The organism is Salmonella sp. 32010601201800023SM, from assembly GCF_017572235.1.
In the GTDB taxonomy this organism is placed as follows: Bacteria; Pseudomonadota; Gammaproteobacteria; order Enterobacterales; family Enterobacteriaceae; genus Salmonella; species Salmonella enterica.
The window spans coordinates 290,774-316,479 of sequence record NZ_JAGEQS010000003.1; the positions used below are offsets into that span (position 1 = coordinate 290,774).

The following is a 25,706-nucleotide window of genomic DNA, read 5'->3' on the forward strand; positions in this document are numbered from 1 at the left end:
TTTTCATTCGAAAATCGCGTGACAGGTAACACTTCGGGAACATTCCCCCTAAAGGGAAATCAATAAGGCATTACACTATGATTATCAGGAAACGAGATAGAGTTATGCGTCGGTTTGCTTCATTGATAGCAGCGCTGTTATTAAGCGCGTGTAGCGTGCTGCAGGGTACGCCGCAACCTGCGCCGCCTGTCGCCGATCACCCGCAGGAAATCCGTCGCGATCAAACGCAAGGACTACAGCGGATGGGGACCGTAAGCGCGCTGGTTCGGGGTTCCCCGGATGATGCAATAGATGAAATCAGAGCGAAAGCCGCCGCTGCGAAAGCCGATTATTACGTTATCTTAATGGTTGATGAAACGGTTGTAACCGGCCAGTGGTATTCACAAGCCATTTTGTATCGTCAATAACAGTAGATTGATTTTTAGTCAGTTTTACATTGCTTTGCGCCCCTATGCGTTTACCTGTGCACAATAAACAAACAGGTTTACCGTGATGGAGCGTCCTGTTAAATGCGGGGTATGTAATAAGGAGCTGACGATGAAACAAGAACTTGCCTTATCCTCACTGCTGCTTTCTGCCGGACTGGTGAGTACGACGGCACAGTCTGCCGAATTCGCCAGTGCTGACTGCGTAACGGGTCTGAATGAAATCGGCCTGATCTCGGTCAGTAATGTTGCAGGAAACCCACAAGATGTAGAGCGGATTATCGCCCTCAAAGCCGATGAACAGGGTGCGTCCTGGTACAGAATTATTCAAATGTATGAAGAACAACAGTCGGATAACTGGCGCGTACAGGCGATACTCTATGCCTGATGCCGCGTGGCTCGCGCCGGATGGCATGTACTACAGGCCAAACGTTACCGCAGTCCCCCGGTCGCCCTTAACAGTAAATCATTTTGCACCTGGGCAAGCAGCGGCATTTCGCCGCGTGTATCCAGCATCATCTGACACCACGCTTGCGCCAGCGGCGGCGAGGCATGACGCAGCATTTCCGCTCCGCATCCCAGCAAGAAAAGCTGCTGCGTAATCTCTCTGCCCATTGCTTCGTCCGGTTTGCGTAAACGTTGCTGTAGCTGACGTACCGCGCGGTCGTAATGGCGATCCTGGCCTTTGACTTCCGCAAAAGCCTCACTCAATACGTCATAGACGCCGTGTTGTTTTGTCAGCACCCGAAGTACATCCAGACACATGATATTGCCGGAACCTTCCCAGATACTGTTCACCGGCATTTCACGGTACAGGCGCGGGAGTTCGCTCTCTTCGCAATACCCCATCCCGCCGAGAACCTCCATCGCCTCAGCCACAAAAGGGATTCCCTGCTTACAGATGGCGAATTTCGCCGCTGGCGTGAATAATCGCGCCCATAATGCCTCTTTCGCCTCGCGACGTTGCTCCCAGGCGCGCGCCAGCCGAAACAAAAGCGCCGTCTGCCCCTCCAGGCATAGCGCCATACGACTTAAGGTTTGTCGCATCAACGGTTGTTCGATCAGCGGCTTACCAAAAGCCTGACGCTGATGAGCATGGTAAATGGCGACTGAAAACGCACGCCGCATTAAGCCATGACTCCCGAGCGCGCAATCAAGACGCGTCATACCGCCCATCTTTAAGATATGCCGAATCCCTTCGCCCTCTTCTCCCAGCCGCCAGCCGACGGCATCCTGAAACTCGACTTCGGCGCTGGCATTAGATCGATTACCGAGTTTATCTTTCAGGCGTTCAAGACGAACAGAGTTCCGTTGCCCGTCTGGCAGGAAACGCGGCACAAAGAAACAGGATAGTCCTCCTTTTGCCTGCGCCAACACGAGGTGCGCATCGCTTTGCGGCACAGAGAAAAACCATTTATGTCCCACCAGCCGATATGAATCATCCGCCAGCCGCTCCGCGTGGGTCGTATTACTGAGTACGTCAGATCCGCCCTGCTTTTCCGTCATTCCCATGCCGATGAGCAGACCCCGCTTTTGCCCGCCCGGCAGCAAATGCGAATCGTAGCGATCGCTGCGCAGCGGCACCAGCCAGTCATGGAAAGTGGCGGGAAGCATCTGCAATAGCAACGGTGTCGCGGCAAAGGTCATCGTGACAGGACAGAGTGTTCCCGCTTCTACCTGAGCATGTAATACAAAACGCGCCGCCCGGGCGACAAAACTTCCCGCCCTTGCCTCCTCCTCCCAGGCCAGGTTATGTACCCGATTAGCGCAAAGCCCCTGCATCAACAGGTGCCAGGCGGGATGAAAGCGAACGTCATCCAGACGCTGTCCCTGGGGATCGTAACGTAGCAACTCAGGAGGATGCGCGTTCGCCAGACGCCCCAGTTCCAGTGATTCCGCCGTTCCCAGTTGTTGGCCAATGCTGGCGAGAAGATCGCTATCCCATCCCGCGCCTTCCCGGGAAACCGCTTCACACAGCGCGCCATCAGACAGGAATAAGTTACTGTTATTGAGCGGAGCTGGTTGATTAAAAACGGTATGTGTTTGCCAGGACATGGTGTCTCCCTCCTTCAATGGCGCTGAAGTCAAGTATGGTCATGACTGCGCCATTGACGCCGGAGCAAGATCACAAAAGTATGATTAACCGGCAATATAATGTGGGACGAAACGGGAAGTGTCTTTGGTAATTAGCGTATTGTCCTCGCGAATCCCCATCCCGGAGGCTTCATCGTCAATGATCCAACTGCCAATCAGCGTATAGCTATCGCCAAAGCGCGGCAAAGGCTGAAACGCCTGGTAAATCATCGGCTCGTCAGCGTAGTCGCCGTCGGCATGATCGATAACATTTTGCCGCTCGTCGAAAATCGTGACGTTGCCGCCTTCACGTGAATAAATCGGCTTCCGCACGCTGCTTTCACCTGGCGCTGCGAGCGATTTTTCGCCCTCAAACCAGGCCGGCAGCAGATTCGGATGGCCAGGGAAAAAGCGCCACAATAACGGCAACAGCCCTTTGTTACTCAGAATACTTTTCCACAATGGCTCAATCCATTGCTCACGACGTTTTCGCAACAGCGGGCCGTTGTCGTCGCGCATCATCCACTCCAGCGGGTAGAGCTTAAAGGCGCGGCGAATCACGTTATCGTCCAGATCGGTCAGCACGCCGCCTACGCCAAGTCCCAGTTCTTCAATATAGATAAATCGCGTTTCCTGGCCCGCCTGCTGCGCGCAATCCTGAAGGTACAGCACCGTCGTGCGATCTTCGTCGGTATCTTCACAACAGCAAAAGTAGAGCGGTTCCCGACTGTACAGCTCGCTGAAGCGGGCGATCAGCCGCTCCTGTATCGCGTTGTATTGATCGGCATCACGCGGGATGGCGCCGCTACGACGAGCATCCTCCAGCCATAGCCATTGAAAGTAGGAGGACTCATAGAGCGACGTCGGCGTATCCGCATTGTATTCCAGCAATTTAACCGGATCTTTGCCGCACCAGACGAAATCCATCCGCCCGTAAAGCGAAGGATCGCGGCTGCGCCAACTTTCGGCGATGACATCCCAGTACAATGGCGGGATCGCCAGCTGCTGCATGATCTGCTCATCCCGGACGGCCCGCTCGACAATCTCCAGACACATCTGATGAAGCTCTGCGGTCGGTTTTTCGATCTGTTCTTCAATTTGCCGTAATGTAAAACGGTAGGCCCGGCTTTCATCCCAGTAAATTTCGTTATCGATAACATGAAAGTCAAAACCGTGATCGCAGGCGATCTTATCCAGATCCCGGCGTATCGGTACGTTGTGTCGTAGCATGGTTAGCCTCCCCAGTGCCCGCGGGCGCTGGAAGAACGGCCATAGCCGCCGCGGGAGACGGTGGACGCTTTCCGTGTGATATAACCAGGGCTGGTCGCGGTATCGCTTTTCCCTGTGCCGCTGCGCCACGCATAGTCGCCGGATGTGGTGCGCCAGACGGGACGGGAGACATAAGATGAACCGCCGCTGCTATAGATGTATTGTTCATCACGGTTCTGACGAATCGCGCGGCTGAGTAAAAAGCCGCTTAATACCGGAACCCAGCTCCGCTCGGTAATATCAAAGTAGCAATCGCCAAACTGCGTCTGACAGCGCTCCTGCGTCAATTGCTTAGGCACATTAGCGTAAAATTCTGTTTTCGCATTATTCCAGCCGTCAGCGCAAACGCTGGCGCTATTGCCATCGTCAATACAGTCGTTCACCGTGGCGTAAAACGTCCCATCGCCGTCGTTGTCACTATTGCCGCCATCACCGCACCCTTTCAGGAGAAAAAAGGCCGCTCCACCCATAATCGCCAGCGTCAGGCATTTTGGCGTGTAGCGATTTCGTTGCCGCTCAAAGGGATTGACCGGTTCGGCTATTCGTCTTATTGCCGAATGGCCTACGCCGGATGTGCTTCTGGATTTTCGTTTTTTTGCCATGATCTTCCGTTACCATGTCATACAGGCAGCGTTAAAAATACCGCCAGCCAGCGCTGCGGTTCCCATAAATAGCCCCGCCGCCACGTTGTGATGAATAATTTTTTCGCTCAGCGTAGGCATGTATAACCTTACGCAACCATAAATCAGCAGTTGAATCACCAGCGCAATGCCGCCCCAGGCAAAATAGTCCGGGATACTGACCGAGTTTATCGCCGCACTGGATAAGGGGATGACATAGCCCAGCAACGTACCGCTAAAGGCCAGCGATGCCGCAGTATTGTTATTTTTTATCAGCTGCCATTCATTATGCGGCGTTATCTTTGAGTAAATAAAAAGAAATACAATGACCATTGCCGCGCCAATAAAAAAATAGGCGCAGAAAGCCAGTAATGCGTCCAGTATATGCATAATTTCCCTGTATGTGCTTAACCAATAACCGTCAGTGAAGTGAGCGGGATATCCACGCCGAGGGCGCGTGAAAACACCCATTCAGGCTCACCGCGCTCATTAAATGATTCTTCCCCGTTCAATAGAAGATACTCCCAGGCGTCATCCGTCACCTGGCGCTGGAAGCCCATCGTAAAATTGTGAACGTCCCATTTCTCTGCCTGCTGATTTTCAACCTTTTCCAGCATGTAGACAGGTTCAATATTGCCCGGCTCTTCATGGTTAAAAAAGCGCTGCCAGCGCCGTTCTTGCCAGTTGAGCGTCATCGGCCCTATTGCCGCTGGCGCAATGGCTGAACGCCAGTGACGTTCCTCGTTAATACCGAAACTTTCCTCATATACAAAGAGTTTGATGTCATCAATGTCGTCAACATCCGTGCCGCCAGTGGTGTTAATTTGTAGAAACTCATCGCCAGAGGTGTAGTAGCGAAAAATCTGACTGCCGCCGCCTAAATCTATACGACTCGCTGCCGCGACAGTGTATTTTTCACCCGGTAGCGCCACCAGCAACGACGACTCCAGTAGCCGAAATGCCAGCGTATCCAGCGTGAAACCGGCGTTAAGATGTAATCCTAATGGTCCGCGAATCGGCGCTGGCGCGCTTGTTTTACCGAGCAAACGCTGAAAAAATTGCATCATAGGGGAACCTCTATCTCTTGCCATGCGACCTCTTCAGCCAGAATGCGATTATTACCGACCAGATGTAGCCACATACCGCCTCTGACTTCAGTTGAAATCACCGGATTCAATTCCATACCACGACCATTCTTGCAGTGACTGATCCCCAGCACCGTCGCGTCATGATGAAGCTTCATATAACGCATTAGCGCGCCGTATCGCATAGGCGCGACAGAAGCCGGGACAGGCAGCGCGAATCCGGTATCGCCCAGCATCGGATTCATAATGGAAGCGACAGATTGCGATGATCCTGGGTCCTGAATGGAACGGGAAAGTTGTTCAGCGGAAAGGTTACGGACTATCTCCATGCGCGGGCAGTGGGTTTCCAGTAATCCGGCATAACGCTCGTCTTCCAGATAAACCACAATATGGCACTGCGCGGGTACATAGTCTGCCAGCGAGAGCGCCGCCGTGAAGGTCTGCTCATCGGTACGAGCGAAAATAATCACGCTCTGGCACTGCTCCAGCCCCATGCGCTGGTGTTCCTGCGGATCGTTAAAGTTGCTGATGCGGATAAAATCCACCCAGTTATTACCCGGCAGCGGATGCTGAATATCTTCCAGTTCGCACAGCAGAACCCGTTCAAAGGCACGCCGCTTGTCATATAGCAGCAATGAGATCATCTTTTCGGTTTGATGACCCCGCCAGCCAATCACCAGCATATGATGGTGTAAATGGCGATAATCGCCCATGCCCGTTATTCCTTTCGCTAACATTCCCTGTACCTGCGCAATCACTTTTCCCATTAACGCGCCGAACAACCCGACGCTAACCGGAATTTGCCACAGCGCGGTGAACAGACGTCCTGGCGCCGTCTGCGGGCTAAGATCGCCAAAACCTAATGTGGAACCCACCACCGAGCAGTAATAGATAAAATCGCTTAACTGGCTCACCAACGCGCTTTCGCGCAACAGGCGCAGCACCAGATAACAAAGCAGATACTGCCCGATAAACAGGCCCAGCAAAGCGGGCCAGGTCAGTCTGGACAAATGACGCTGGCAGGTTTTGACAATCCACGTAAAGAGCATTATTCGCCTTGTTGACGCTGTAAACGCGCCAACACATCCTGAGCATTGCTTTTATTGGTTGCGCCAATACCCGCCTGCGCCAGTTTTTCGTCCAGGTCGCGTCCATCGGCGACTTTTTCCAGCTGCGCGGCGGCATCCAGCCGGGCCTGGCGTTCAGCCTGACGCGTTTGTAAACGTTTAAGCGACTCCGCCGCCGTAGACACATTCGACGCGGCTCCGACGGTCGAGGTCGTCACCGCCTGCTGCGCGCGCTGCATGGCTTCTGTCGCCTTAACCACTTCAAGTTGCTGCTCAAACTGCGCAATCCGCTGGCCTGTCGCCGTTACGGCCTTCTCCACCGCATCGCGAGAGGCTTCCAGATTAGTCAGCACCTGTTCTTCGGCAAGAATGGCATTTTCCAGACGGGCTATTTCTTCCGCCACTTCGTTGAGTAAAGCGGCGTCGACATTCTTACTCATTGCCGCCAACGCCCGTGTTTCAAGGCTGGCTTTACGCTCACGTAAATCATTCAGCTTGTCATGGCTTAACTTCACCCGCGCCAATAAATCCACTCTGGATTTACCCGCTTTATCCAGCTCGGCTTTTGCGTCGCGAATATGCTGCTCCAGCATACGTACACCCTGCGCTTCATCAATGGCGTCTTCTGCCTGAGCAACGAATGATTTACCTAACGTGAACAAACTTTTTAAAATTCCCATGTAAGCCGCCTGTATTATTCCTGTGAATAGACTTGTGTTATTTCAGCGATATCCAACGCATTTTCTACAAGCGTGGTGATTTCCAGCGTCACGTCGGCAAGCGACGAATTTAACGACAGCGCGCCAAAAGCGACATAATATTCCTCCTGTTTTACCTGAGTAATACCGACCGAAGACAGCGGTAAAACCTTCTGATTTCTCAGTAAGAAAAGATTAAATTCCGCGGTATCTCTAATCGTATTTACCGGACAGATATAAGTCTCGATAACTATTTGTTGCGAGGTAAATAAAACCGCCAGTGGTAAATCGCCATAATCATTCATTTTTATTATTAATGAAGACTCATTATTTTCTATATCAATATCTAATTCGGCGATGTTGTTTAACGCATCCGCCAGCGTCCGTGGAGTCCATGCCATATTATTATCTCTATCTCTTTTTTATAAATAAAGGGAGTTACAGGGTAGGTTTTGCTTTTTATATTACCAGCCAAAGATAAAAAAAAACCATCCGATTATGGATGGTTATTTTCTTAAAAAATACTATTAGCGTCAGGTTCGCTGGCGAACGGCTTCAAACAGACAAATCCCGGTCGCCACAGAGACATTCAGCGACGACACGCTACCGGCCATAGGAATGCTGATCAGCTCATCGCAGTGCTCACGGGTCAGACGACGCATACCTTCACCTTCTGCGCCCATGACCAGCGCCATGCGGCCAGGCATTTTGCTCTGATACAGCGTATGGTCAGCCTCGCCCGCCGTTCCGACAATCCAGATATTCTCTTCCTGCAACATGCGCATCGTGCGCGCCAGGTTGGTGACGCGGATCAACGGCACGCTTTCCGCTGCGCCGCAGGCGACTTTCTTCGCCGTCGCGTTAAGTTGCGCGGAGCGGTCTTTCGGCACGATTACCGCATGTACGCCTGCAGCATCGGCGCTGCGCAGACAGGCGCCAAGATTATGCGGATCGGTGACGCCATCGAGGATCAACAAAAAAGGGCGATCGTGTAATGCGATCAGATCCGGCAGATCGTTTTCCTGATACTGCCGGCCTGGTTTCACGCGAGCGATAATACCCTGATGCACGGCACCGTCGCTTTTCTCGTCGAGATATTGGCGGTTTGCCAGCTGGATAACCACGCCCTGGGACTCAAGGGCGTGGATCAGCGGCAACAGACGTTTATCTTCACGGCCTTTTAAAATAAAGACTTCCTGAAAACGTTCAGGGGCGCGCTCCAGCAGGGCCTGCACTGCGTGGATGCCGTAAATCATTTCGCTCATTAATGTACTCATTGTTTACGTTTTGCCGGGGGCGCTACGCTTGCCCGGCCTACAGATAATTCACCCTCTTCTGTTTGAAGAGGGTATTGCTCACTCTGCCGCTTTTTTCTTCGCCGCACGCTTCGCTTTGGTCGCTGCGGCTATTTTCTGCGTTTTAGCCGATGGCTTTTTTGCTTTTCTCGCATCTTTCTTCGCTGCTTTCGGCTTCGCTTTTTTCTCGCCGCGGAAGGCGCTATCAGGCTCGAAGTTAACTTTTTTACCTACCTGACGACGTTTACCGGCGTTTTTACTTTCACCTTTTTTCGCTTTTTCACGCGCCGTTTTGCCGACGTTACGCGGTGCGCGCTCGCTGGAGATCAAGCTAAAGTCAATTTTCCGTTCGTCCATATTCACCGCTTCGACGCGTACCTCGACCCGGTCGCCCAGGCGATATGTCTGCCCGCCGGACTCGCCAATCAGACGTTGCCCTACCTGATCGAAGCGATAGTAATCGTTATCCAGTGAGGAAACGTGTACCAGCCCATCGATAAACAGTTCATCAAGACGGACAAAGAAGCCGAAACCGGTGACGCTGGCAATCACGCCCTTAAAGACGTTGCCTACCTGATCCAGCATAAAGTCACATTTCAGCCAGTCGGAGACATCACGCGTCGCTTCATCAGCGCGGCGTTCCGCCATCGAACAGTGCTGGCCGAGCTGCAACATCTCTTCCATCGAGTAGTGATAACCGCCCGTTTCTGTGGTGTTGCCCTTGTTCCCTTGCTCTTTCGCCAGCAGGTACTTAATGGCGCGGTGCAAAGAAAGATCCGGATAGCGGCGAATCGGCGAGGTAAAGTGCGCATAAGACTGCAACGCCAGGCCAAAGTGCCCGCGGTTTTCCGGATCGTAAATCGCCTGCTTCATTGAACGCAGCAGCATAGTTTGCAGCATTTCGGCGTCCGGCCGGTCGGCAATCGATTCAAGCAGTTCGGCATAATCGCGCGGTTCCGGTTTATTTCCGCCCGGCAGCTCCAATCCCAGCTCCGCCAGTACGGAACGGAATGAGGTGATCGCTTCGGTGGTGGGCTTATCATGAATACGGAATAGCGCCGGCTCTTTAGCTTTTTCGACAAAGCGCGCCGCCGAGATATTCGCCATGATCATGCACTCTTCGATAAGCTTATGCGCGTCATTACGCTGGGTCTGTTCGATACGCTCAATGCGACGTTCGGCGTTAAAGATAAACTTCGCCTCTTCGCTCTCAAACGAGATCCCCCCGCGCTCTTCACGCGCTTTATCCAGCACTTTGTAGAGGTTGTGCAGCTCTTCAATATGCTTCACCAGCGGCGCATATTGTTCACGCAGATCCTGATCGCCCTGCAGCATATGCCAGACTTTGGTATAGGTCAGACGCGCATGGGAGCTCATCACCGCTTCATAGAATTTGTAGCCGGTCAGCCGACCTTTTGCCGAGATGGTCATTTCACAGACCATACACAGCCTGTCAACCTGCGGGTTTAGCGAACACAGACCGTTGGAGAGCACCTCCGGCAACATTGGGACAACCTGTGACGGGAAGTAAACCGACGTGCCGCGATTGCGCGCCTCGCGATCCAGCGGCGTTGGCGGCCGTACATAATAGCTCACATCAGCAATAGCGACCCACAAACGCCAGCCGCCGCCGCGTTTTTTCTCACAGTAAACCGCGTCGTCAAAGTCACGGGCATCTTCGCCATCAATCGTGACCAGCGGCAAATCGCGCAGATCGACACGACCGACTTTCGCCTCTTCCGGCACCTCTTCTTTCAGCCCGGCGACCTGCTGCTCTACCGCCTGCGGCCAGATGTAAGGTATTTCATGGGTACGCAGCGCCATATCAACCGCCATACCGGTGCCCATATTGTCGCCCAGCACTTCGACGATTTTCCCTACCGCTTTAGTACGGCGAGTTGGACGTTGGGTCAGTTCAACCACGACCACGAACCCCATCCGCGCGCCCATGACGTCTTCTGGCGGGATAAGAATGTCGAAGCTGAGACGGCTGTCGTCCGGCACCACAAAGCCGACGCCCGCATCGGTGAAATAACGCCCGACTATCTGACTGGTTTTCGGTACCAGTACACGGACGATACGCGCTTCGCGGCGACCTTTACGATCGGCGCCCAGCGGCTGCGCCAGCACCTGATCGCCATGAATACAGGTTTTCATCTGCTCGCTGGAAAGATACAGATCGTCTTTGCGGCCTTCGACACGTAAGAAACCGTAACCGTCACGATGACCGATCACGGTGCCTTTCAGCAGGTCGAGGCGTTCCGGCAGCGCATAGCACTGGCGGCGGGTAAAGACCAGTTGTCCGTCGCGCTCCATCGCGCGCAGGCGGCGACGCAAGGCTTCAAGCTGCTCTTCGCCTTCAATATTCAGTTCTACGGCCAGTTCTTCGCGACTGGCCGGTTTTTCACGTTTCGTTAAATGTTCGAGGATAAATTCCCGGCTCGGGATAGGATTCGCGTATTTTTCTGCTTCGCGTTCCTGGAAAGGATCTTGTGACATTGAGGTTCCTCCATTGTCATCTCTAATGAAGTTTACTTCACTCCACCAGTAATAATTTATAAAGCGGTTGATTCTCTTCAACCAAATCGGCAAGCGTGTAGTTATCCAGCTCCTTGAGAAAACTCTGCACGGCCTTAGAAAGCGCCTGTTTCAGACGACAGGCAGGGGTGATGTGGCAAAATTCGCTGCTACAGTTGACCAGTGATAAGGGTTCCAGCTCACGCACCACATCGCCAATACAAATAGTATTAGCCGGTTTACCCAGGCGGATACCGCCATTTTTTCCCCGAACGGCGGTGACAAAGCCCGCCCGGCTAAGCTGATTGATAATTTTGACCATATGATTACGGGACACGCCGTAGACTTCTGTCACCTCAGAAATGCTGGTCATTCGTCCATCTGGTAACGACGCCATATAGATTAGCGCACGTAAGCCGTAATCGGTGAAACTCGTTAACTGCACATCAACCTCAGGAAAAGGGAAAACGGGATATAACTTATCTGTATTGATGATAAACCAGCCACAAGCTGTGTCGCTAATTTATTTCAGTTCGGGGAAGGAAAAAAGCGAGGATTTAGCACTGTGTCGGATAGCGTAATGGCTTACCCGACACAGCAATGTATCACACTGTTAGCCCGGCAAGCAAAATATCTGCCAGGCGTACCAGATTTACGCGTCGAACGGGTCGCGCAGAATCATCGTCTCAGTACGATCGGGGCCGGTAGAAATAATATCAATCGGCACGCCGGTCAGTTCTTCGATACGTTTGATGTAGTTCAGCGCCGCCTGCGGCAGGCCGCTACGATCTTTCACGCCGAAGGTGGATTCAGACCAGCCCGGCATGGTTTCGTAAATCGGCTCTACACCTTTCCAGTCGTCAGCTGCCAGCGGAGTGGTAGTCACTTCGCGACCATCCGGCATACGATAAGCCACGCAGAGTTTCACCTCTTTCAGGCCATCCAGCACGTCCAGTTTGGTCAGGCAGAAGCCAGACAGGGAGTTCAGCTGTACCGCACGACGAACGGCAACGGTGTCCAGCCAGCCGGTACGACGACGACGGCCGGTAGTAGCGCCATATTCGTTACCCTGCTTGCAGAGGAACTCGCCGGTTTCATCAAACAGTTCGGTCGGGAACGGACCCGCACCTACGCGAGTGGAGTAAGCTTTGAGGATACCCAGAACGTAATCAACATAACGCGGGCCCAGGCCGGAACCGGTCGCCACGCCACCTGCAGTGGTGTTAGAAGAAGTTACGTACGGATAAGTACCGTGGTCGATATCCAGCAGGGTACCCTGCGCACCTTCAAACATGACGAAATCGCCACGCTGACGCGCCTGGTCGAGCAGGTCCGAAACGTCAACAACCATAGAAGTCAGGATGTCGGCAACAGCCATCGTATCATCCAGAACTTTCTGGTAATCAACCGCTTCAGCTTTGTAGTAGTTAACCAACTGGAAGTTGTGATATTCCATCACTTCTTTCAGTTTTTCAGCGAAGGTTTCTTTGTCGAAAAGGTCACCAACACGCAGACCGCGACGTGCCACTTTATCTTCATAAGCAGGCCCGATTCCACGCCCGGTGGTGCCGATCGCTTTCGCGCCACGCGCTTTCTCACGCGCGTTATCCAGCGCAACGTGATAATCAAGGATCAGCGGACAGGCTTCAGACAGCAGCAGACGCTCACGAACGGGGATGCCACGGTCTTCCAGTTCTTTCATCTCTTTCATCAGCGCGCTCGGAGACAGCACAACACCGTTACCGATGATGCTGGTTACATTCTCGCGAAGAATACCTGATGGAATAAGATGGAGAACGGTTTTTTCACCGTTGATTACGAGAGTATGGCCTGCGTTGTGACCGCCCTGGTAGCGTACAACATATTTAGCCCGTTCAGTCAGAAGATCGACGATCTTTCCTTTACCTTCGTCACCCCATTGGGTGCCCAGTACGACGACGTTGTTACCCATTTTTCAAAATCACCGTTTGCTTAAAAATGGATTCTACCATCGCTTTTTCAGATATACAGCACTTTTTGCACTCAATCTGCGGCAAATCCGACCACTTTTTGCTCAGCCAATCGTTTTCCTCAACATGTAGTAGACCACAACTCCCGCGACCACAAGTCCGCCGCCAAAACGACGTAAAACATTTTCCGGCAGTTGCGCCAGTGCCGAAACCATTTTTTTCCATGCGCCGGGATACAGCATCGGTCCCAGCCCTTCGAGGACTAATACCAGAGCAAGCGCCAACCAGATTGTTGAATTCATTTATCGCCCTTATAAAAGAAAACCACCGGCATCCTTTGGATGCGGTGGTTTTGCTGGTCTAAAACCGCTGACGCTATTTTAGCGTGTCGTCGAACTCGGTGTCTTCATGTAGCGGAAGAAATCGCTGTCCGGGCTCAGTACCATCACGTCCTGATTACCTTCGAAGCTCTTCTCGTAAGCGCGCAGACTACGAATGAACGCGTAGAAATCAGGGTCCTGGCTGAACGCGTCGGCAAACAGCTTCGCGGCTTCAGCATCACCTTCACCACGCATGATACGCCCCTGACGCTCGGCTTCCGCCAGAGTTTTCGTCACCTCATAGTCAGCAGCCGCACGCAGTTTTTCCGCTTCTTCCTGACCTTGTGAGCGATGACGACGCGCGACCGCTTCACGCTCGGCGCGCATACGGTTGTAAATCGCCTCAGAAACCTCGGTCGGCAGGTTGATCTGCTTAATACGCACATCGACCACTTCGATACCCAACGCCGCCATACTGTTCGGGTTGATGACCGGTACTTTACCTTTGGTTTCCGCCGTAACGCGTTCCGCCGCTTCGGCAATCGCGTCATCCGCCGCCGGGGTCGCTACTTCATCATCGGTACCGGCTGAACCGGAGTTCAGCGCGTCGCGCACCTCCAGTGTCAGACGACCACGAGAATCGGTCACGATGTCTTTTACGTCCAGGCGACCAATCTCAGAACGCAAACGGTCCGAGAATTTACGTTTTAACAGCACTTCGGCTTGCGAAATATCGCCGCCGCCGGTCGCCAGATAGTAACGGCTAAAGTCGCTGATACGCCATTTGATGTAGGAGTCGACAATCAGGTCTTTCTTCTCTTTAGTCACAAAGCGATCGGCCTGGTTATCCATCGTCTGGATACGCGCATCAAGCATTTTCACTGATTCAATAAACGGGATCTTAAAGTGCAGACCCGGCGCGTAAACCAGCGGTTTGTTCTCATCGTCACGCAGAACTTTACCAAAACGCAGCGTAATGCCGCGCTCGCCCTCTTTGACCACAAAGACGGACATGTAGAGCACTACCAGCACGATGATGATAATCGCAATAACTGACTTACGCATCGTTATTCCCCCTGACGCTGGTAGTCGTTACGCTGCGCATTCGCGCGGCGTTGGTCCATAATATCGCCCTGATTTGAGGACGACGTGTTGCTTGCTCCGCTGGCGTTAGACTTTGTGGACGGCGGCAGGCGCAGCAGGTTGCTGGCGCTATTGTCGCTCTTTGCCGCCGGCGCATTCCCGCCTTTCAGCATCTGATCTAACGGCAGCACCATTAAATTACCGCTCTTGTCGTTAACCAGTACTTTACGGGTATGGCTCAGCACTTTTTCCATCGTTTCAATATACAGACGCTCGCGTGTAATCTGAGGCGCAGCTTTATATTCCGGCAAAATCTTCGCAAACCGGGCGACTTCACCCTGCGCTTCCAGGATAGTCTGGGTTTTATAGGCGCGTGCCTCTTCCAGAATACGCTGCGCCTGACCGTTGGCGCGCGGCTGAACTTCGTTGGTATACGCTTCCGCTTCACGAATGTACTGCTGCTCGTTTTCACGTGCGGCAATCGCGTCGTCAAAGGCGGCTTTCACCTCTTCCGGCGGACGCGCAGCCTGGAAGTTCACGTCCAGCAGGGTAATCCCCATGTTGTACGGTTTGATAGTCTCTTCCAGCTCGCGTTGGGTATCGCTACGAATAACGGTACGACCTTCGGTCAGGATGCGATCCATCGTGTATTTACCAATGACGCCACGCAGCGCGCTGTCGGTGGCCTGACGCAGGCTATCGTCCGGGCTGGTCACGCTAAACAGATATTTCTGCGGATCGGTGACGCGGTATTGCACGTTCATTTCAACGCGCACGACGTTTTCATCAGACGTCAGCATCACGCCTGACGCCGCCAGTTCGCGCACCGCTTCGACGTTCACCGGCGTAACGTCGTCAATAAATGTCGGCTTCCAGTTCAGACCTGGCTCTACCAGATGGCTGAATTTACCAAAACGCGTTACAACGCCGCGCTCGGCTTCTTTAATGGTATAAAAGCCGCTGGCCGCCCAGATAATGACTACTGCCGCCGCCGCGATGGCGACAATACGGCCTCCCAGTTGCGGACGCGGGCCTTGCGATGAGCTACCGCCGCCGGAACCGGTGCCTTTACCGCCCCCAAAACCACCGAGTTTTTTACTCAGCTTACGGAAGATATCATCCAGATCGGGAGGTCCCTGATCGCGGCCACCTTTGTTTCCATTTCCCCCAGAGTTGCTGCCAGGTTTGCTGCTTCCCCACGGGTCGCGGTCCTGTCCGTTATTACCGGGCTGATTCCACGCCATGTTTGTGCTCCATATTTGTTATGCGGTGATCCCCGTTGTCTTTCGACCTCAGAGGATAAGGCGAAATTACTCCATGCTTCAGACGAACCGCCGTTACAGACATCATCTTTCAGGCTACGCCTTGAGTGGCGGCTTTTTTACCCCAGGTCACTTCGTTGTGAGCCCCTGAGATTCTCTCAGCTACCGCCTCAATACGACCTGAATGACTTCGCGTCTAGATCACGTATTCGATCAACGCCGGTTCTTGTTTACAGAGGCGACGCCAGTCGACAATCGGCATTCGTACCTGCAGACTGACGCTACCGTCTTCCTCCATCCACTCTTTTTCTATTGCCTGAAGCTGATAAAACCGGCTTCTCAGACGCCCTTCCTGCGGCGGCAAACGCAGCGTATGCTGCGCCACCTCGCCGGAAAGACGCTCCGTCAAAGCCTGAAAAAGCTGTGGTATCCCCACGCCGCTTTGCGCTGAAAGCCAAACGCGGATGGGTTTATTCTCTTCATCTCTGTCGATACGCGGTTCAAAGTCGTCCAGCATATCGATTTTGTTCATCACCATTAAGGTGGGGATTTCGTGAGCGTCAATCTCTTCAAGAACGGTGTTTACCGCCTCGATGTTTTCCTGCACACGAACATCCGCCGCATCGACCACATGCAGCAGCAGCGTCGCCTGACGCGTCTCCTGCAGGGTAGCTTTAAAGGCAGCCACCAGATCGTGCGGTAAATGGCGGATAAAGCCTACCGTATCCGCCAGAACGGTTTCACCGACATCCGCTACATCAATACGACGTAATGTGGGGTCCAGCGTCGCAAATAGCTGATCTGCCGCATAGACCCGCGCTTCAGTGATCTGATTAAAAAGGGTGGATTTTCCGGCGTTGGTATAGCCCACCAGCGATACCGTCGGAACATCGGCCTTGATGCGCGACTGCCGCCCCTGCTCACGTTGCTTCTCAACTTTCTCCAGGCGCGACTGAATCTGCACAATGCGATTACGCAGTAAACGACGGTCGGTTTCGAGCTGGGTTTCACCCGGACCGCGCAAACCAATCCCGCCTTTCTGACGTTCAAGGTGGGTCCAGCCACGCACCAGACGCGTAGCCAGATGGCGTAGCTGTGCCAGCTCAACCTGCAACTTACCTTCATGGGTACGCGCACGTTGGGCAAAAATATCTAAGATAAGACCGGTGCGATCGATAACCCGGCACTCGCACAAACGCTCCAGGTTTCGCTCCTGGGCTGGACTCAATGCATGATCAAACAATACGACCGCTGCGCCAGTCGCTTTCACGGCTTCCGCAATTTCAACTGCCTTACCTTCACCTACAAAGTACTTCGGGTGCGGTGCTTTACGGCTACCGGTAATCACCTGCATTGCTTCGACACCGGCGGAAGAGACCAGAGATTCAAACTCCTGGAGGTCTTCCATATCTTTGTCTTGCGAAAAATAGATGTGTACCAGTACCGCCTGCTCACCGGCATCATAACGGTCAAACAAGCGTAAACCCTCTTAATAACCAGCGGGGGCGATTATCCGACGCCCCCGACATGGATAAACAGCGCGTGAACTTATTCAGTCTCTTCGCTGTCCTGTTGCGCAGTAGAACCCTGCGCGTTGCTACCGTGATGGTAGTTATTGCTGGCGCCGCCACCGGCATTGTTGCTGTGATGGGAAACCGGGCGAGACGGGACAACAGTAGAAATCGCGTGCTTATAAACCATCTGGCTGACCGTGTTTTTCAACAGGATCACGAACTGATCAAAGGACTCGATTTGACCTTGCAGCTTAATACCATTCACCAAATAAATAGAAACTGGAACACGTTCCCGACGCAATGCGTTCAGGAACGGGTCTTGTAAAGATTGCCCCTTAGCCATTCTCTTTTCCTTATATGCTTATTTGTACTTTGAACCTTTCGATTCTGAAAAATTGCGCACGATACGTCTCAATTGTACACATTCAGTCTGCGATAGCACCAACAACCTGTAATACTTCTTTTCGCGCCCGATCGGGATTCTCACTGTCAAGCCAGCGCACCCCTTCCCAACCGCGCAACCAGGTCATCTGGCGCTTCGCCAACTGTCTCGTGGCGCAAACACCTCTATAAACCATTTCATCATATGAGATTTCGCCCTCAATGTATGACCACATCTGGCGGTATCCCACACAACGGATGGAAGGCAAGTCCGTATGCAAATCTCCTCGGGCAAAAAGCGCCCGGACTTCTGCTTCAAAACCTGAAGCCAACATCTGATGAAAACGCAGTTCAATGCGCTGATGGAGCAGTTCACGGCTCGCCGGGGCGATAGCGAACTGATGCACCTGGTACGGTAGCGCGTCTCCTGACGTTTGCGTTAGCTCCGTTAAAGTTTTACCCGAAATGAAAAAAACTTCCAGTGCCCGGGAAAGTCTTTGCGGATCATTTGGATGAATTCGCGCGGCGGCAACCGGATCTATCTCCTGAAGTTGCTGATGCAACGCCTCCCATCCAAGCTCCGCTGCTTGCTGCTCTATCCGGGATCTGACTTCCGGATCTGCTGAAGGCAGCGGCGATAACCCTTCCAGCAATGCCTTAAAATACAGCATGGTACCGCCCACTAACAGCGGGATACGCCCCGCAGAGGTGATCTCCGCCATTTGCGCTAACGCGTCGCGGCGAAAATCCGCCGCCGAATACGCCTGCGACGGGTCGCGTATATCCAGCAGTCGATGCGGCGCCGCTTTCAGCTCATCGGCATTCGGCTTAGCCGTGCCAATATCCATTCCCCGATAAATGAGGGCGGAATCAACGCTTATCAACTCTACTGGCAAAACTTTACGCAGTTCTATCGCCAGCGCCGTTTTGCCGGAGGCCGTCGGCCCCATCAAAAATATCGCCTTAGGCAGGCTCGCCTTGCTTACATCATTCATGCTTCAGGGCATTCATCGCCGAATGTAAATCAACAGGTTGTAACAGGCCACCCGGCGGCGCTTTTACCAGCTGCGGACATAGCCGCTCAACATCCGCCAGCAGCGATATGGCCTGCGCCATCGACCACTGCGGATGTTCACTCTGCACATTACGCGCTATCCATTGTGCAATATTGACCGTTGCAAATGTGGTCTGTTGCGCCAGGTAGCCTATCAGTTCAGGAATCAAGATTTGTAAATTTTGTTGTCGTAAGGGTAAAGGCACCGCCCGAATGGTCACATGCTGCGCATCTGACTGAAATTCAATACCCAATTCTCCCAACAAAGATTGGGCTTTTTGCAGCGCGGCTTTTTCATCGGCGCTCACTTTTAAACGCAGTGGAATCAGCAACGGCTGCGCGCAAACCGGACTTTGACCCGGTGTAAGCTGCGCCTGACGCAGCCAACGCTCCGCAACCGGCAGCGACAAGAGCTGGATAGTCCCCGCGTGTTCCAGCAACGCGCAGTCACCGCAGACTATCGTCAGTACGCGACCGAAACTCTGGCTATGTCCGTCAAGCGCAGGCGCAACCGCCTCCGGCGCGGGGCTCGTCGTCGGCGTCTGTAAAAGCGCGCGATAAACCTCGCCCTGCTGCTTCTGATAACCTGGCTGCGCGTGCGGCCAACCACCTGCGGACTGACGCCCGCCGTTACCGCCCGATGCGCCGCCGGAATAACGCGGTGTCGCGGGCTCGCGCGCCGCAGTTGGCTCGGCGGGTACAGCAAAATGGTTGCGCCCGGCGGCGATACGGTTTTCCGGGACATGGCGCGGCGCTGGCGCAATGTCCTCCAGCGGCAGCGTCGTTTCCGTCTGCTGTTGCAGAACGCTCAGCACCCCTTGATAGATGAAGTCGTGCACCAGCCGGGATTGATGAAAACGCACTTCGTGCTTGGCGGGATGAACATTGACATCCACCTGATGCGGGTCAATCTCCAGATACAGCACAAACGCAGGCTGTTGGTCCGCGCCCAGTTTATCTTCACAGGCCTGGCGAATGGCATGGTTGATCAAGCGGTCGCGCATCATGCGGCCATTCACATAGCAGTACTGGATCTCCGTTAACGCCGTGGTGGTGTGATTCGGATCGGCGACCCAGCCGCGCAGGGTCAGATCGCCATGCTGCCACTCGATCGCCAGTGCCTGTTCGAGAAACGGCGTGCCGCAGATGGCGCCTAACCGGCGCTCTTTTTGCCCGTCCTTTGCGACAGCGCGATACTGCCGTACCAATTTGCCGTTGTGCGACAGGTTAAGCGTGACGTCAAAACGGGCCAATGCAATACGACGGATGATCTCATCGATGTGATTAAATTCCGTTTTTTCGGTACGCATGAATTTGCGCCGGGCGGGCGTATTGTAAAAGAGATCCAGAACTTCCAGGGTGGTGCCGACCGGGTGCGCGGCGGGTTTTACCGTCACGTCCATGTCACGCCCTTCCGCATACGCCTGCCAGGCTTCCGCCTGCTCCGCCGTGCGCGACGTTAGCGTCAAACGCGAGACCGAACTGATACTCGCCAGCGCTTCGCCGCGAAATCCCAGACTGATAATCGCTTCCAGATCGTCAAGCGAGGCGATTTTACTGGTGGCATGACGGGCCAGCGCCAGCGCCAGCTCCTCTTTTTTAATGCCGCAGCCATTGTCGCGAATACGAATAAGCTTCGCGCCGCCACGCTCAATGTCGATATCAACGCGGGTAGCGCCTGCATCCAGACTATTCTCTACCAGCTCTTTAACAACCGACGCAGGGCGTTCCACCACTTCGCCAGCGGCGATTTGGTTCGCAAGCTGCGGCGGCAGAACCTGAATCGGCATGAAATCTCCTTAATTCGCGGCGGTTATGGCGCCAGGCTGGTTGGTACTGGCCGTCTGGCCTGGGCTGCCCTGCGGCGCAGACTGGATCGGATGCGCTGCAAAGTACTTACGCAACCCCCGGTATATAGCGTCAGCAATCTGCTGCTGATAGCGGTCGCTCGCCAGCAATCGCTCTTCGCCGTGATTACTGATAAAACCCGTCTCCACCAAAATGGACGGGATATCCGGCGAACGCAGCACGCCCAGGCTCGCGTGTTCCGGGCGACGTTTATGCAGCGACCCCACGCCGTCGAGTTGGCTTAGTACGTTCGTCGCCACATCATACCCTACCCGCTGCGAATGACCGAATTGCAAATCCAGTACCGCCTGGCTCAGGTAAGGGTCTGACTGACTGTTCGCCAGCACATCGCCAGCGCCGCCTAACAGTTCGGATTGCTTCTCATGCTGCTCAAGCCAGTTTGCCATTTCGCTGTTCGCGCGACGATTGGACAATACCCAGACGGAGGCGCCGGTGGCGTCGCGATTTGGCGCGGCATCCGCATGAATAGAGACAAGAAAGTTGGCGTTTTGCTTACGCGCCACATCAGACCGCCCCATCACCGAAATAAAATAGTCGCCGTCACGCGTCAGCACGCCTTTAAACATCGGATCGTTATTCAGTAATGTGCGTAACTTACGCGCGATGGCGATGGTGACATTTTTCTCGCGCGTACCGCCCGGGCCTATCGCACCGGGATCCTGGCCTCCATGCCCGGCATCAATAGCAATCACCACTTTATCGCCAGCGCCTGCTGACGCGCGCGCCGCAGGCCGCGTAACGGTATTGCTGCTGGTTACGCCGGTCAGGCGATCATCAGAAGATTTAAACGGATTACGGGCAGGCTCCGTCGGGCGAGGCGCGCTTTCAACCCGTTTCGCGACGACAGGCGGCGGTGGCTGCGGAACATCGGCATTAATGGTGAAAATGACCGTATAGTTGCCGCCGTTTTGCCGCTTCACCGCCTCGGTTTTACCATTTTCCGTCAGATCGACAAGCAACCGTAAAGATTGCGCATCTTTCGGCGTTCCGGCACGGATCGTTTTTACCAGATTGTTACCGCTAAACTGAAGCGGCAGCCCCTGAATCACGCCGGTCTGCCTGATATCCAGCGCCACGGTACGTTTACCGTCCTGTGAGTAAGCATATTCCGGCTCGCCGATAAAACTCAGCGTAATGCGCGCCTGCTGCTCGCCGTTGGACACCTGAATATCAGAGAGACTGGCGGCGCCCGCCTGCGCGCACAGCAGGATTAAGGCTGCTATTACGGCATTTTTGATGCGATAAATCATCCCGCCACCTTTATAGCTAATCGGCTAAACGCGCCAGTAACGAATGACCCGATGAGGATACCGCGCTTACGCGAGCCTCACGCCCCTGCGCCTGGTAATCAATATGGATTTCGACGTCCGGGTCGGGGAGAACGCCTTTACCTTGTTGCGGCCACTCCACCAGACAAATGGCGTCGTTGGCGAAATAATCGCGAATGCCCATAAACTCCAGCTCCTCCGGGTCCGCAAGACGGTATAAGTCGAAGTGATATACCATCATGTTATCAAGCGCATAAGGCTCTACCAGCGTATAGGTGGGGCTTTTTACATTACCGTTATGGCCTAACGCCTGTAAAAATCCCCGGCTAAACGTCGTTTTACCGGCACCTAAATCGCCATACAGATAAATAACGGTCGCGCCATCACAGGCGTTGGCTACCCGTTGCCCCAGGTCTAGCGTCGCCTGTTCGTCAGGTAGCGGAATTACTCGATTCATCATGGTTTACGTCAATCACATCAGGGTTAACAATACGCCGCAGCGTAGTAAAAAGATCGGTCGCCAACATGCCGCGAGCGCCATAACGCGCTGCCAGTAAGTCCGCCGCCGCGCCGTGAGCCACACATCCCACACATGCCGCATCATACGGGGTAAACTTCTGTCCGAGCAATGCGCCGATGATGCCGGACAGGACATCGCCCATCCCGCCGCTCGCCATCCCTGCATTACCAGCGTCAATGATAGCCAGAGGGTGGTGTTCAGCGGCAATAATCGTTCCTGCGCCTTTTAACACGACCACGCCTCCGTACCGTTTTACCAGACGCTGTGTTGAAAGTAAGCGATCACTTTCAATTTCTGCCACAGAACATCCTAACAGGCGGGCTGCCTCTCCCGGATGCGGCGTAATCACGCGATTGTGACGTTTATCAGGATTGATTGCCAGTAGGTTCAACGCATCCGCATCCCACAGCATAGGTTTACGGACGTTTTCTACTTTCTGTAAGGCTTTTTTGCCCCATTCCTGCTGCCCAAGCCCCGGGCCGATCACCACAACGTCAGCCCAGGTCAGGCTCTCTTCTAGCGACTGAGGCGTGAGTTCATGTACCATCAGTTCCGGGCGGGCCGTCAGCAACGGCGCGATGTTTTCACCGCGAGTCAGTACTCTGACCAACCCAGCCCCCGTACGCAGCGCCGCCTCGCCAGCCATCCGAATTGCGCCCGCTGTTCCCTGGTCGCCGCCGATAATCGCCAGACGACCATGATCGCCCTTATGCGAGGTCGGTCGACGCGGCGTTAGCCATTGCCCCAACTGCGTCGCGTCAAAACGCCGGAGCGGCGGCGTCTGGCTTGCCAGCCAGCCTTCCAGTCCCAACGCGTCATAATGCAATATGCCGGTAACGTCACGCGCTTTGCCGGTCAGCAGGCCTGGTTTCAGGGCGATAAACGTGACCGTATGCGCGGCGCTTATCACCGCGCCAGGCGTGGCGCCCGTTTGCGCCAGCAGACCTGACGGGATATCGACGGCGACAACCGGCGCAGGATGAGCGTTCGCCTGTTCAATCAGACCGGCTACCGGGTCGCGCGGCGCCTGGGCTATGCCGGTGCCAAGCAGCGCGTCGATAATCAGATCCGTCGCTTCCGGCCAGATAATATCGGCAGCATGGATAATGCCGCCAGCATTCAGCCAGGCATCGCGCGCCTGCGCCGCTTCTTCAGGCAACGGTTTGTCGCTCTCCTGCGCCAGCAACGTTACGCTAATGCCCGCCGCTTGCGCTAGTCGCGCCACAACGTAACCATCGCCGCCGTTGTTGCCATGACCACACAACACCAGCCAGTGTCGGGTGTCAGGATAACTGTCACGGGCTACCCGAAATGCCGCGTCGCCAGCGCGCAGCATCAATTCATAGAGTGTGAGTCCGAAGGCATCCGCCGCATCGCGTTCCAGCCGTTTGATGTCATCGGCGGGCCAAATGGAGTGTGGTATACTTACAGGGTTTTTCTTCATGTTATGGTCCATCATGTCAAAGCCCCTCGATCTCAATCAGTTAGCGCAAAATATTAAGCAGTGGGGGCTGGAGCTGGGCTTTCAGCAGGTCGGTATTACTGATACCGATCTGCGCGCATCCGAACCTGCGCTGCAGGCGTGGCTGGACAAACAATACCACGGCGAGATGGCATGGATGGCGCGCCACGGTATGATGCGCGCCCGGCCTCATGAACTCTTACCCGGTACGCTACGTGTCATCAGCGTGCGCATGAACTATTTGCCCGCCAACGCCGCGTTTGCCAGTACGTTGAAGGATCCCACGCTGGGCTACGTTAGCCGATATGCGCTGGGGCGTGATTATCACAAGCTGTTACGCAGCCGCCTTAAAAAACTGGGCGAGCAGATCCAGCAGTACTGCGGTTCGCTGAATTTTAGACCGTTTGTCGACTCTGCGCCTATTCTTGAACGCCCATTAGCGGAAAAAGCCGGACTTGGCTGGACGGGTAAGCACTCACTTATCCTTAATCGGGAGGCGGGCTCATTCTTTTTCCTGGGGGAATTGCTGATTGATTTACCGCTGCCGGTCGACCAGCCGGTCGAGGAAGGTTGCGGCAAATGCGTCGCCTGTATGACCATTTGCCCGACCGGGGCGATTGTCGAACCGTATACGGTGGACGCGCGGCGCTGTATTTCTTATCTCACCATTGAGCTGGAAGGCGCTATTCCGGAAGCATTTCGCCCACTGATAGGCAACCGTATTTACGGCTGCGATGACTGCCAGCTTATCTGTCCGTGGAATCGTTACTCTCAGTTGACCGACGAAGCAGATTTTAGCCCACGCAAGGCGCTGCATAACCCAGATTTGGTTGAGTTGTTTAGCTGGAGCGAAGCGCAGTTTCTGAAAGTCACTGAAGGTTCTGCGATTCGGCGCATTGGTCATTTACGCTGGCTGCGCAATGTTGCCGTCGCGCTGGGGAATGCGCCGTGGAGTAATGCCGTCATTACGGCGCTGGAAAGCCGCAAGGGTGAGCATCCACTTCTCGATGAGCATATCGAATGGGCGATTGCGCAACAAATTGAAAAGCGCAACGCCTGCATCATTGAAGTGCAGCTACCGAAAAAACAGCGTCTGGTCAGGGTGATTGAAAAAGGGCTGGTGCGCGATGCCTGAATTATTCACAGGCTGTGTATAAAAATAAAAACACATTGCGATTCAAGAGGGAAAAAAGGAACAGACAATAACGCTAACGTTTTGAAATCTTATTTTTTCTATATTTTTCAGTAAATTATAGAAATTCTACGCGTCAGGTATAATTTTTTGCATTCCAGGAGCAATGGGCCGCCCTGTGGATAAGTCTGTTTACAAGGATCTGACGAAAGCGGAACAAAACGTGCCCCAACGCGATATTCGTTGTGGATAATTTTACTGTAGATAAGAATTGGAGCGGGAAACGAGACTCGAACTCGCGACCCCGACCTTGGCAAGGTCGTGCTCTACCAACTGAGCTATTCCCGCATAATCTTCGTCTTTCGAACCGCTACTGCGTTGGCTGCCTTCACTCGCCTGAGTCACTTACTTCAGTAACCTCCTGAGGACTCATTCAGTTGCCGCCTTGTCGCAATTCGAAATCCTGCGATTGGTGGTCTGTGCTTAACAAGCACTTTCAAATTTTGGAGCGGGAAACGAGACTCGAACTCGCGACCCCGACCTTGGCAAGGTCGTGCTCTACCAACTGAGCTATTCCCGCATAATCTTCGTCTTTCGAACCGCTACTGCGTTGGCTGCCTTCATTCGCCTGAGTCACTTACTTCAGTAAGCTCCTGAGGACTCATTCAGTTGCCGCCTTGTCGCAATTCGAAATCCTGCGATTGGTGGTATGTACTTAACAAGTACTTTCAAATTTTGGAGCGGGAAACGAGACTCGAACTCGCGACCCCGACCTTGGCAAGGTCGTGCTCTACCAACTGAGCTATTCCCGCAAATTTGTTGCTGTCGTAATTCGCATTTCTG

At 53.9% G+C, this 25,706-nt stretch carries 25 protein-coding genes and 3 tRNA genes; 3 read left to right on the plus strand and 25 right to left on the minus strand.

Features of this window, described 5'->3' with window-relative positions:
- Nucleotides 1-77: 77 nt before the first annotated feature.
- Entirely contained in the window at nt 78-407 is a 330-nt protein-coding gene (gene bsmA, locus J4617_RS12210; protein ID WP_000586835.1) for a biofilm peroxide resistance protein BsmA, read from the plus strand.
- A gap of 130 nt (nt 408-537) precedes the next feature.
- Nucleotides 538-813: a DUF1471 family protease activator YjfN gene (gene yjfN / locus J4617_RS12215; protein WP_001518964.1), complete on the plus strand. Its 276-nt coding sequence runs from the start codon at nt 538-540 to the stop codon at nt 811-813.
- A gap of 44 nt (nt 814-857) precedes the next feature.
- Here yjfN and J4617_RS12220 read toward each other — a convergent pair whose 3' ends face one another.
- The 22 genes from J4617_RS12220 to nnr all read right to left on the minus strand — a co-directional run bounded on the left by J4617_RS12220 (nt 858) and on the right by nnr (nt 23,728).
- Nucleotides 858-2,480, minus strand: a complete 1,623-nt coding sequence (locus tag J4617_RS12220) for an isovaleryl-CoA dehydrogenase (RefSeq protein ID WP_000118972.1) — start codon at nt 2,478-2,480, stop codon at nt 858-860.
- 84 nt (nt 2,481-2,564) lie between these two features.
- Nucleotides 2,565-3,728: a glutathionylspermidine synthase family protein gene (locus tag J4617_RS12225; protein ID WP_000943930.1), complete on the minus strand. Its 1,164-nt coding sequence runs from the start codon at nt 3,726-3,728 to the stop codon at nt 2,565-2,567.
- A gap of 2 nt (nt 3,729-3,730) precedes the next feature.
- Complete coding sequence (locus tag J4617_RS12230) at nt 3,731-4,369, minus strand: DUF1190 domain-containing protein (RefSeq protein WP_001085592.1); 639 nt, start codon at nt 4,367-4,369, stop codon at nt 3,731-3,733.
- Between the two features lie 9 nt (nt 4,370-4,378).
- The gene (locus tag J4617_RS12235) at nt 4,379-4,777 is read right to left on the minus strand and encodes a DUF350 domain-containing protein (RefSeq protein ID WP_000547737.1); all 399 of its coding nucleotides are present in this window, start codon (nt 4,775-4,777) and stop codon (nt 4,379-4,381) included.
- A 17-nt stretch (nt 4,778-4,794) separates the two neighbouring features.
- A complete protein-coding gene (locus J4617_RS12240; protein ID WP_000090290.1) occupies nt 4,795-5,478 on the minus strand; it encodes a YjfK family protein in 684 nt (227 codons plus the stop codon).
- On the minus strand, nt 5,451-6,521 hold the full coding sequence (locus J4617_RS12245) for an ion channel (RefSeq protein WP_000899675.1): 1,071 nt from the start codon (nt 6,519-6,521) through the stop codon (nt 5,451-5,453). Before J4617_RS12245 ends, J4617_RS12240 begins: the two co-directional genes overlap by 28 nt.
- Nucleotides 6,521-7,219, minus strand: coding sequence for a PspA/IM30 family protein (locus J4617_RS12250; protein WP_000511974.1), 699 nt, complete (start codon nt 7,217-7,219; stop codon nt 6,521-6,523). The genes J4617_RS12245 and J4617_RS12250 overlap by 1 nt, the downstream gene beginning before the upstream one ends.
- Nucleotides 7,220-7,233: 14 nt before the next feature.
- Nucleotides 7,234-7,638 carry a DUF2170 family protein gene (locus J4617_RS12255; RefSeq protein WP_000312605.1) on the minus strand — a complete coding sequence of 135 codons (405 nt, stop codon included), beginning with the start codon at nt 7,636-7,638 and terminating at the stop codon, nt 7,234-7,236.
- Nucleotides 7,639-7,770: 132 nt separating this feature from the next.
- A complete protein-coding gene (rlmB, locus tag J4617_RS12260) occupies nt 7,771-8,502 on the minus strand; it encodes a 23S rRNA (guanosine(2251)-2'-O)-methyltransferase RlmB (RefSeq protein WP_001293274.1) in 732 nt (243 codons plus the stop codon).
- Between the two features lie 90 nt (nt 8,503-8,592).
- Entirely contained in the window at nt 8,593-11,031 is a 2,439-nt protein-coding gene (gene rnr / locus J4617_RS12265; RefSeq protein WP_000076357.1) for a ribonuclease R, read from the minus strand.
- Between the two features lie 37 nt (nt 11,032-11,068).
- A complete protein-coding gene (gene nsrR, locus J4617_RS12270) occupies nt 11,069-11,494 on the minus strand; it encodes a nitric oxide-sensing transcriptional repressor NsrR (protein WP_001177632.1) in 426 nt (141 codons plus the stop codon).
- A 207-nt stretch (nt 11,495-11,701) separates the two neighbouring features.
- A complete protein-coding gene (gene purA, locus J4617_RS12275; protein WP_000527972.1) occupies nt 11,702-13,000 on the minus strand; it encodes an adenylosuccinate synthase in 1,299 nt (432 codons plus the stop codon).
- Between the two features lie 102 nt (nt 13,001-13,102).
- Nucleotides 13,103-13,300 carry a DUF2065 family protein gene (locus J4617_RS12280; RefSeq protein ID WP_001089290.1) on the minus strand — a complete coding sequence of 66 codons (198 nt, stop codon included), beginning with the start codon at nt 13,298-13,300 and terminating at the stop codon, nt 13,103-13,105.
- Between the two features lie 78 nt (nt 13,301-13,378).
- Entirely contained in the window at nt 13,379-14,383 is a 1,005-nt protein-coding gene (gene hflC / locus J4617_RS12285) for a protease modulator HflC (RefSeq protein WP_001232417.1), read from the minus strand.
- Nucleotides 14,384-14,385: 2 nt separating this feature from the next.
- Nucleotides 14,386-15,645 (minus strand): FtsH protease activity modulator HflK, encoded by a 1,260-nt coding sequence (gene hflK / locus J4617_RS12290; RefSeq protein WP_000312505.1) that lies wholly within the window; start codon nt 15,643-15,645, stop codon nt 14,386-14,388.
- A 214-nt stretch (nt 15,646-15,859) separates the two neighbouring features.
- Nucleotides 15,860-17,140 (minus strand): ribosome rescue GTPase HflX, encoded by a 1,281-nt coding sequence (gene hflX / locus J4617_RS12295; protein WP_000460338.1) that lies wholly within the window; start codon nt 17,138-17,140, stop codon nt 15,860-15,862.
- A gap of 71 nt (nt 17,141-17,211) precedes the next feature.
- Nucleotides 17,212-17,520, minus strand: coding sequence for an RNA chaperone Hfq (gene hfq / locus J4617_RS12300; protein WP_001051875.1), 309 nt, complete (start codon nt 17,518-17,520; stop codon nt 17,212-17,214).
- An 82-nt stretch (nt 17,521-17,602) separates the two neighbouring features.
- Complete coding sequence (gene miaA, locus J4617_RS12305) at nt 17,603-18,553, minus strand: tRNA (adenosine(37)-N6)-dimethylallyltransferase MiaA (protein WP_001000736.1); 951 nt, start codon at nt 18,551-18,553, stop codon at nt 17,603-17,605.
- Complete coding sequence (mutL, locus tag J4617_RS12310) at nt 18,546-20,402, minus strand: DNA mismatch repair endonuclease MutL (RefSeq protein WP_001122540.1); 1,857 nt, start codon at nt 20,400-20,402, stop codon at nt 18,546-18,548. Before mutL ends, miaA begins: the two co-directional genes overlap by 8 nt.
- Nucleotides 20,403-20,411: 9 nt before the next feature.
- Nucleotides 20,412-21,731 (minus strand): N-acetylmuramoyl-L-alanine amidase AmiB, encoded by a 1,320-nt coding sequence (gene amiB / locus J4617_RS12315; protein ID WP_000640370.1) that lies wholly within the window; start codon nt 21,729-21,731, stop codon nt 20,412-20,414.
- A gap of 16 nt (nt 21,732-21,747) precedes the next feature.
- Complete coding sequence (tsaE, locus tag J4617_RS12320; RefSeq protein ID WP_000981984.1) at nt 21,748-22,209, minus strand: tRNA (adenosine(37)-N6)-threonylcarbamoyltransferase complex ATPase subunit type 1 TsaE; 462 nt, start codon at nt 22,207-22,209, stop codon at nt 21,748-21,750.
- On the minus strand, nt 22,181-23,728 hold the full coding sequence (nnr, locus tag J4617_RS12325; RefSeq protein ID WP_017465784.1) for a bifunctional ADP-dependent NAD(P)H-hydrate dehydratase/NAD(P)H-hydrate epimerase: 1,548 nt from the start codon (nt 23,726-23,728) through the stop codon (nt 22,181-22,183). The genes tsaE and nnr overlap by 29 nt, the downstream gene beginning before the upstream one ends.
- Between nnr and queG the strand changes: the two genes are divergently transcribed.
- Nucleotides 23,727-24,866 carry a tRNA epoxyqueuosine(34) reductase QueG gene (gene queG / locus J4617_RS12330; protein WP_001615111.1) on the plus strand — a complete coding sequence of 380 codons (1,140 nt, stop codon included), beginning with the start codon at nt 23,727-23,729 and terminating at the stop codon, nt 24,864-24,866. The two genes, nnr and queG, sit on opposite strands and share 2 nt — an antisense overlap.
- A gap of 269 nt (nt 24,867-25,135) precedes the next feature.
- Here the strand turns inward: queG and J4617_RS12335 are convergent.
- The 3 genes from J4617_RS12335 to J4617_RS12345 all read right to left on the minus strand — a co-directional run bounded on the left by J4617_RS12335 (nt 25,136) and on the right by J4617_RS12345 (nt 25,675).
- A tRNA-Gly gene (locus J4617_RS12335) sits at nt 25,136-25,211 on the minus strand.
- A 156-nt stretch (nt 25,212-25,367) separates the two neighbouring features.
- Nucleotides 25,368-25,443 (minus strand) — tRNA-Gly (locus J4617_RS12340).
- Between the two features lie 156 nt (nt 25,444-25,599).
- Nucleotides 25,600-25,675 (minus strand) — tRNA-Gly (locus tag J4617_RS12345).
- Nucleotides 25,676-25,706: the final 31 nt, after the last annotated feature.

Excerpts from the sequence above, each read along its gene's own strand:
- bsmA (WP_000586835.1), top strand. The coding sequence starts at position 78 with ATGATTATCAGGAAACGAGATAGAGTTATGCGTCGGTTTGCTTCATTG.
- yjfN (WP_001518964.1), top strand. The coding sequence starts at position 538 with ATGAAACAAGAACTTGCCTTATCCTCACTGCTGCTTTCTGCCGGACTG.
- J4617_RS12220 (WP_000118972.1), bottom strand. The coding sequence starts at position 2,480 with ATGTCCTGGCAAACACATACCGTTTTTAATCAACCAGCTCCGCTCAAT.
- J4617_RS12225 (WP_000943930.1), bottom strand. The coding sequence starts at position 3,728 with ATGCTACGACACAACGTACCGATACGCCGGGATCTGGATAAGATCGCC.
- J4617_RS12230 (WP_001085592.1), bottom strand. The coding sequence starts at position 4,369 with ATGGCAAAAAAACGAAAATCCAGAAGCACATCCGGCGTAGGCCATTCG.
- J4617_RS12235 (WP_000547737.1), bottom strand. The coding sequence starts at position 4,777 with ATGCATATACTGGACGCATTACTGGCTTTCTGCGCCTATTTTTTTATT.
- J4617_RS12240 (WP_000090290.1), bottom strand. The coding sequence starts at position 5,478 with ATGGCAAGAGATAGAGGTTCCCCTATGATGCAATTTTTTCAGCGTTTG.
- J4617_RS12245 (WP_000899675.1), bottom strand. The coding sequence starts at position 6,521 with ATGCTCTTTACGTGGATTGTCAAAACCTGCCAGCGTCATTTGTCCAGA.
- J4617_RS12250 (WP_000511974.1), bottom strand. The coding sequence starts at position 7,219 with ATGGGAATTTTAAAAAGTTTGTTCACGTTAGGTAAATCATTCGTTGCT.
- J4617_RS12255 (WP_000312605.1), bottom strand. The coding sequence starts at position 7,638 with ATGGCATGGACTCCACGGACGCTGGCGGATGCGTTAAACAACATCGCC.
- rlmB (WP_001293274.1), bottom strand. The coding sequence starts at position 8,502 with ATGAGCGAAATGATTTACGGCATCCACGCAGTGCAGGCCCTGCTGGAG.
- rnr (WP_000076357.1), bottom strand. The coding sequence starts at position 11,031 with ATGTCACAAGATCCTTTCCAGGAACGCGAAGCAGAAAAATACGCGAAT.
- purA (WP_000527972.1), bottom strand. The coding sequence starts at position 13,000 with ATGGGTAACAACGTCGTCGTACTGGGCACCCAATGGGGTGACGAAGGT.
- J4617_RS12280 (WP_001089290.1), bottom strand. The coding sequence starts at position 13,300 with ATGAATTCAACAATCTGGTTGGCGCTTGCTCTGGTATTAGTCCTCGAA.
- hflC (WP_001232417.1), bottom strand. The coding sequence starts at position 14,383 with ATGCGTAAGTCAGTTATTGCGATTATCATCATCGTGCTGGTAGTGCTC.
- hflK (WP_000312505.1), bottom strand. The coding sequence starts at position 15,645 with ATGGCGTGGAATCAGCCCGGTAATAACGGACAGGACCGCGACCCGTGG.
- hfq (WP_001051875.1), bottom strand. The coding sequence starts at position 17,520 with ATGGCTAAGGGGCAATCTTTACAAGACCCGTTCCTGAACGCATTGCGT.
- miaA (WP_001000736.1), bottom strand. The coding sequence starts at position 18,553 with ATGAATGATGTAAGCAAGGCGAGCCTGCCTAAGGCGATATTTTTGATG.
- mutL (WP_001122540.1), bottom strand. The coding sequence starts at position 20,402 with ATGCCGATTCAGGTTCTGCCGCCGCAGCTTGCGAACCAAATCGCCGCT.
- amiB (WP_000640370.1), bottom strand. The coding sequence starts at position 21,731 with ATGATTTATCGCATCAAAAATGCCGTAATAGCAGCCTTAATCCTGCTG.
- tsaE (WP_000981984.1), bottom strand. The coding sequence starts at position 22,209 with ATGATGAATCGAGTAATTCCGCTACCTGACGAACAGGCGACGCTAGAC.
- queG (WP_001615111.1), top strand. The coding sequence starts at position 23,727 with ATGTCAAAGCCCCTCGATCTCAATCAGTTAGCGCAAAATATTAAGCAG.
- nnr (WP_017465784.1), bottom strand. The coding sequence starts at position 23,728 with ATGATGGACCATAACATGAAGAAAAACCCTGTAAGTATACCACACTCC.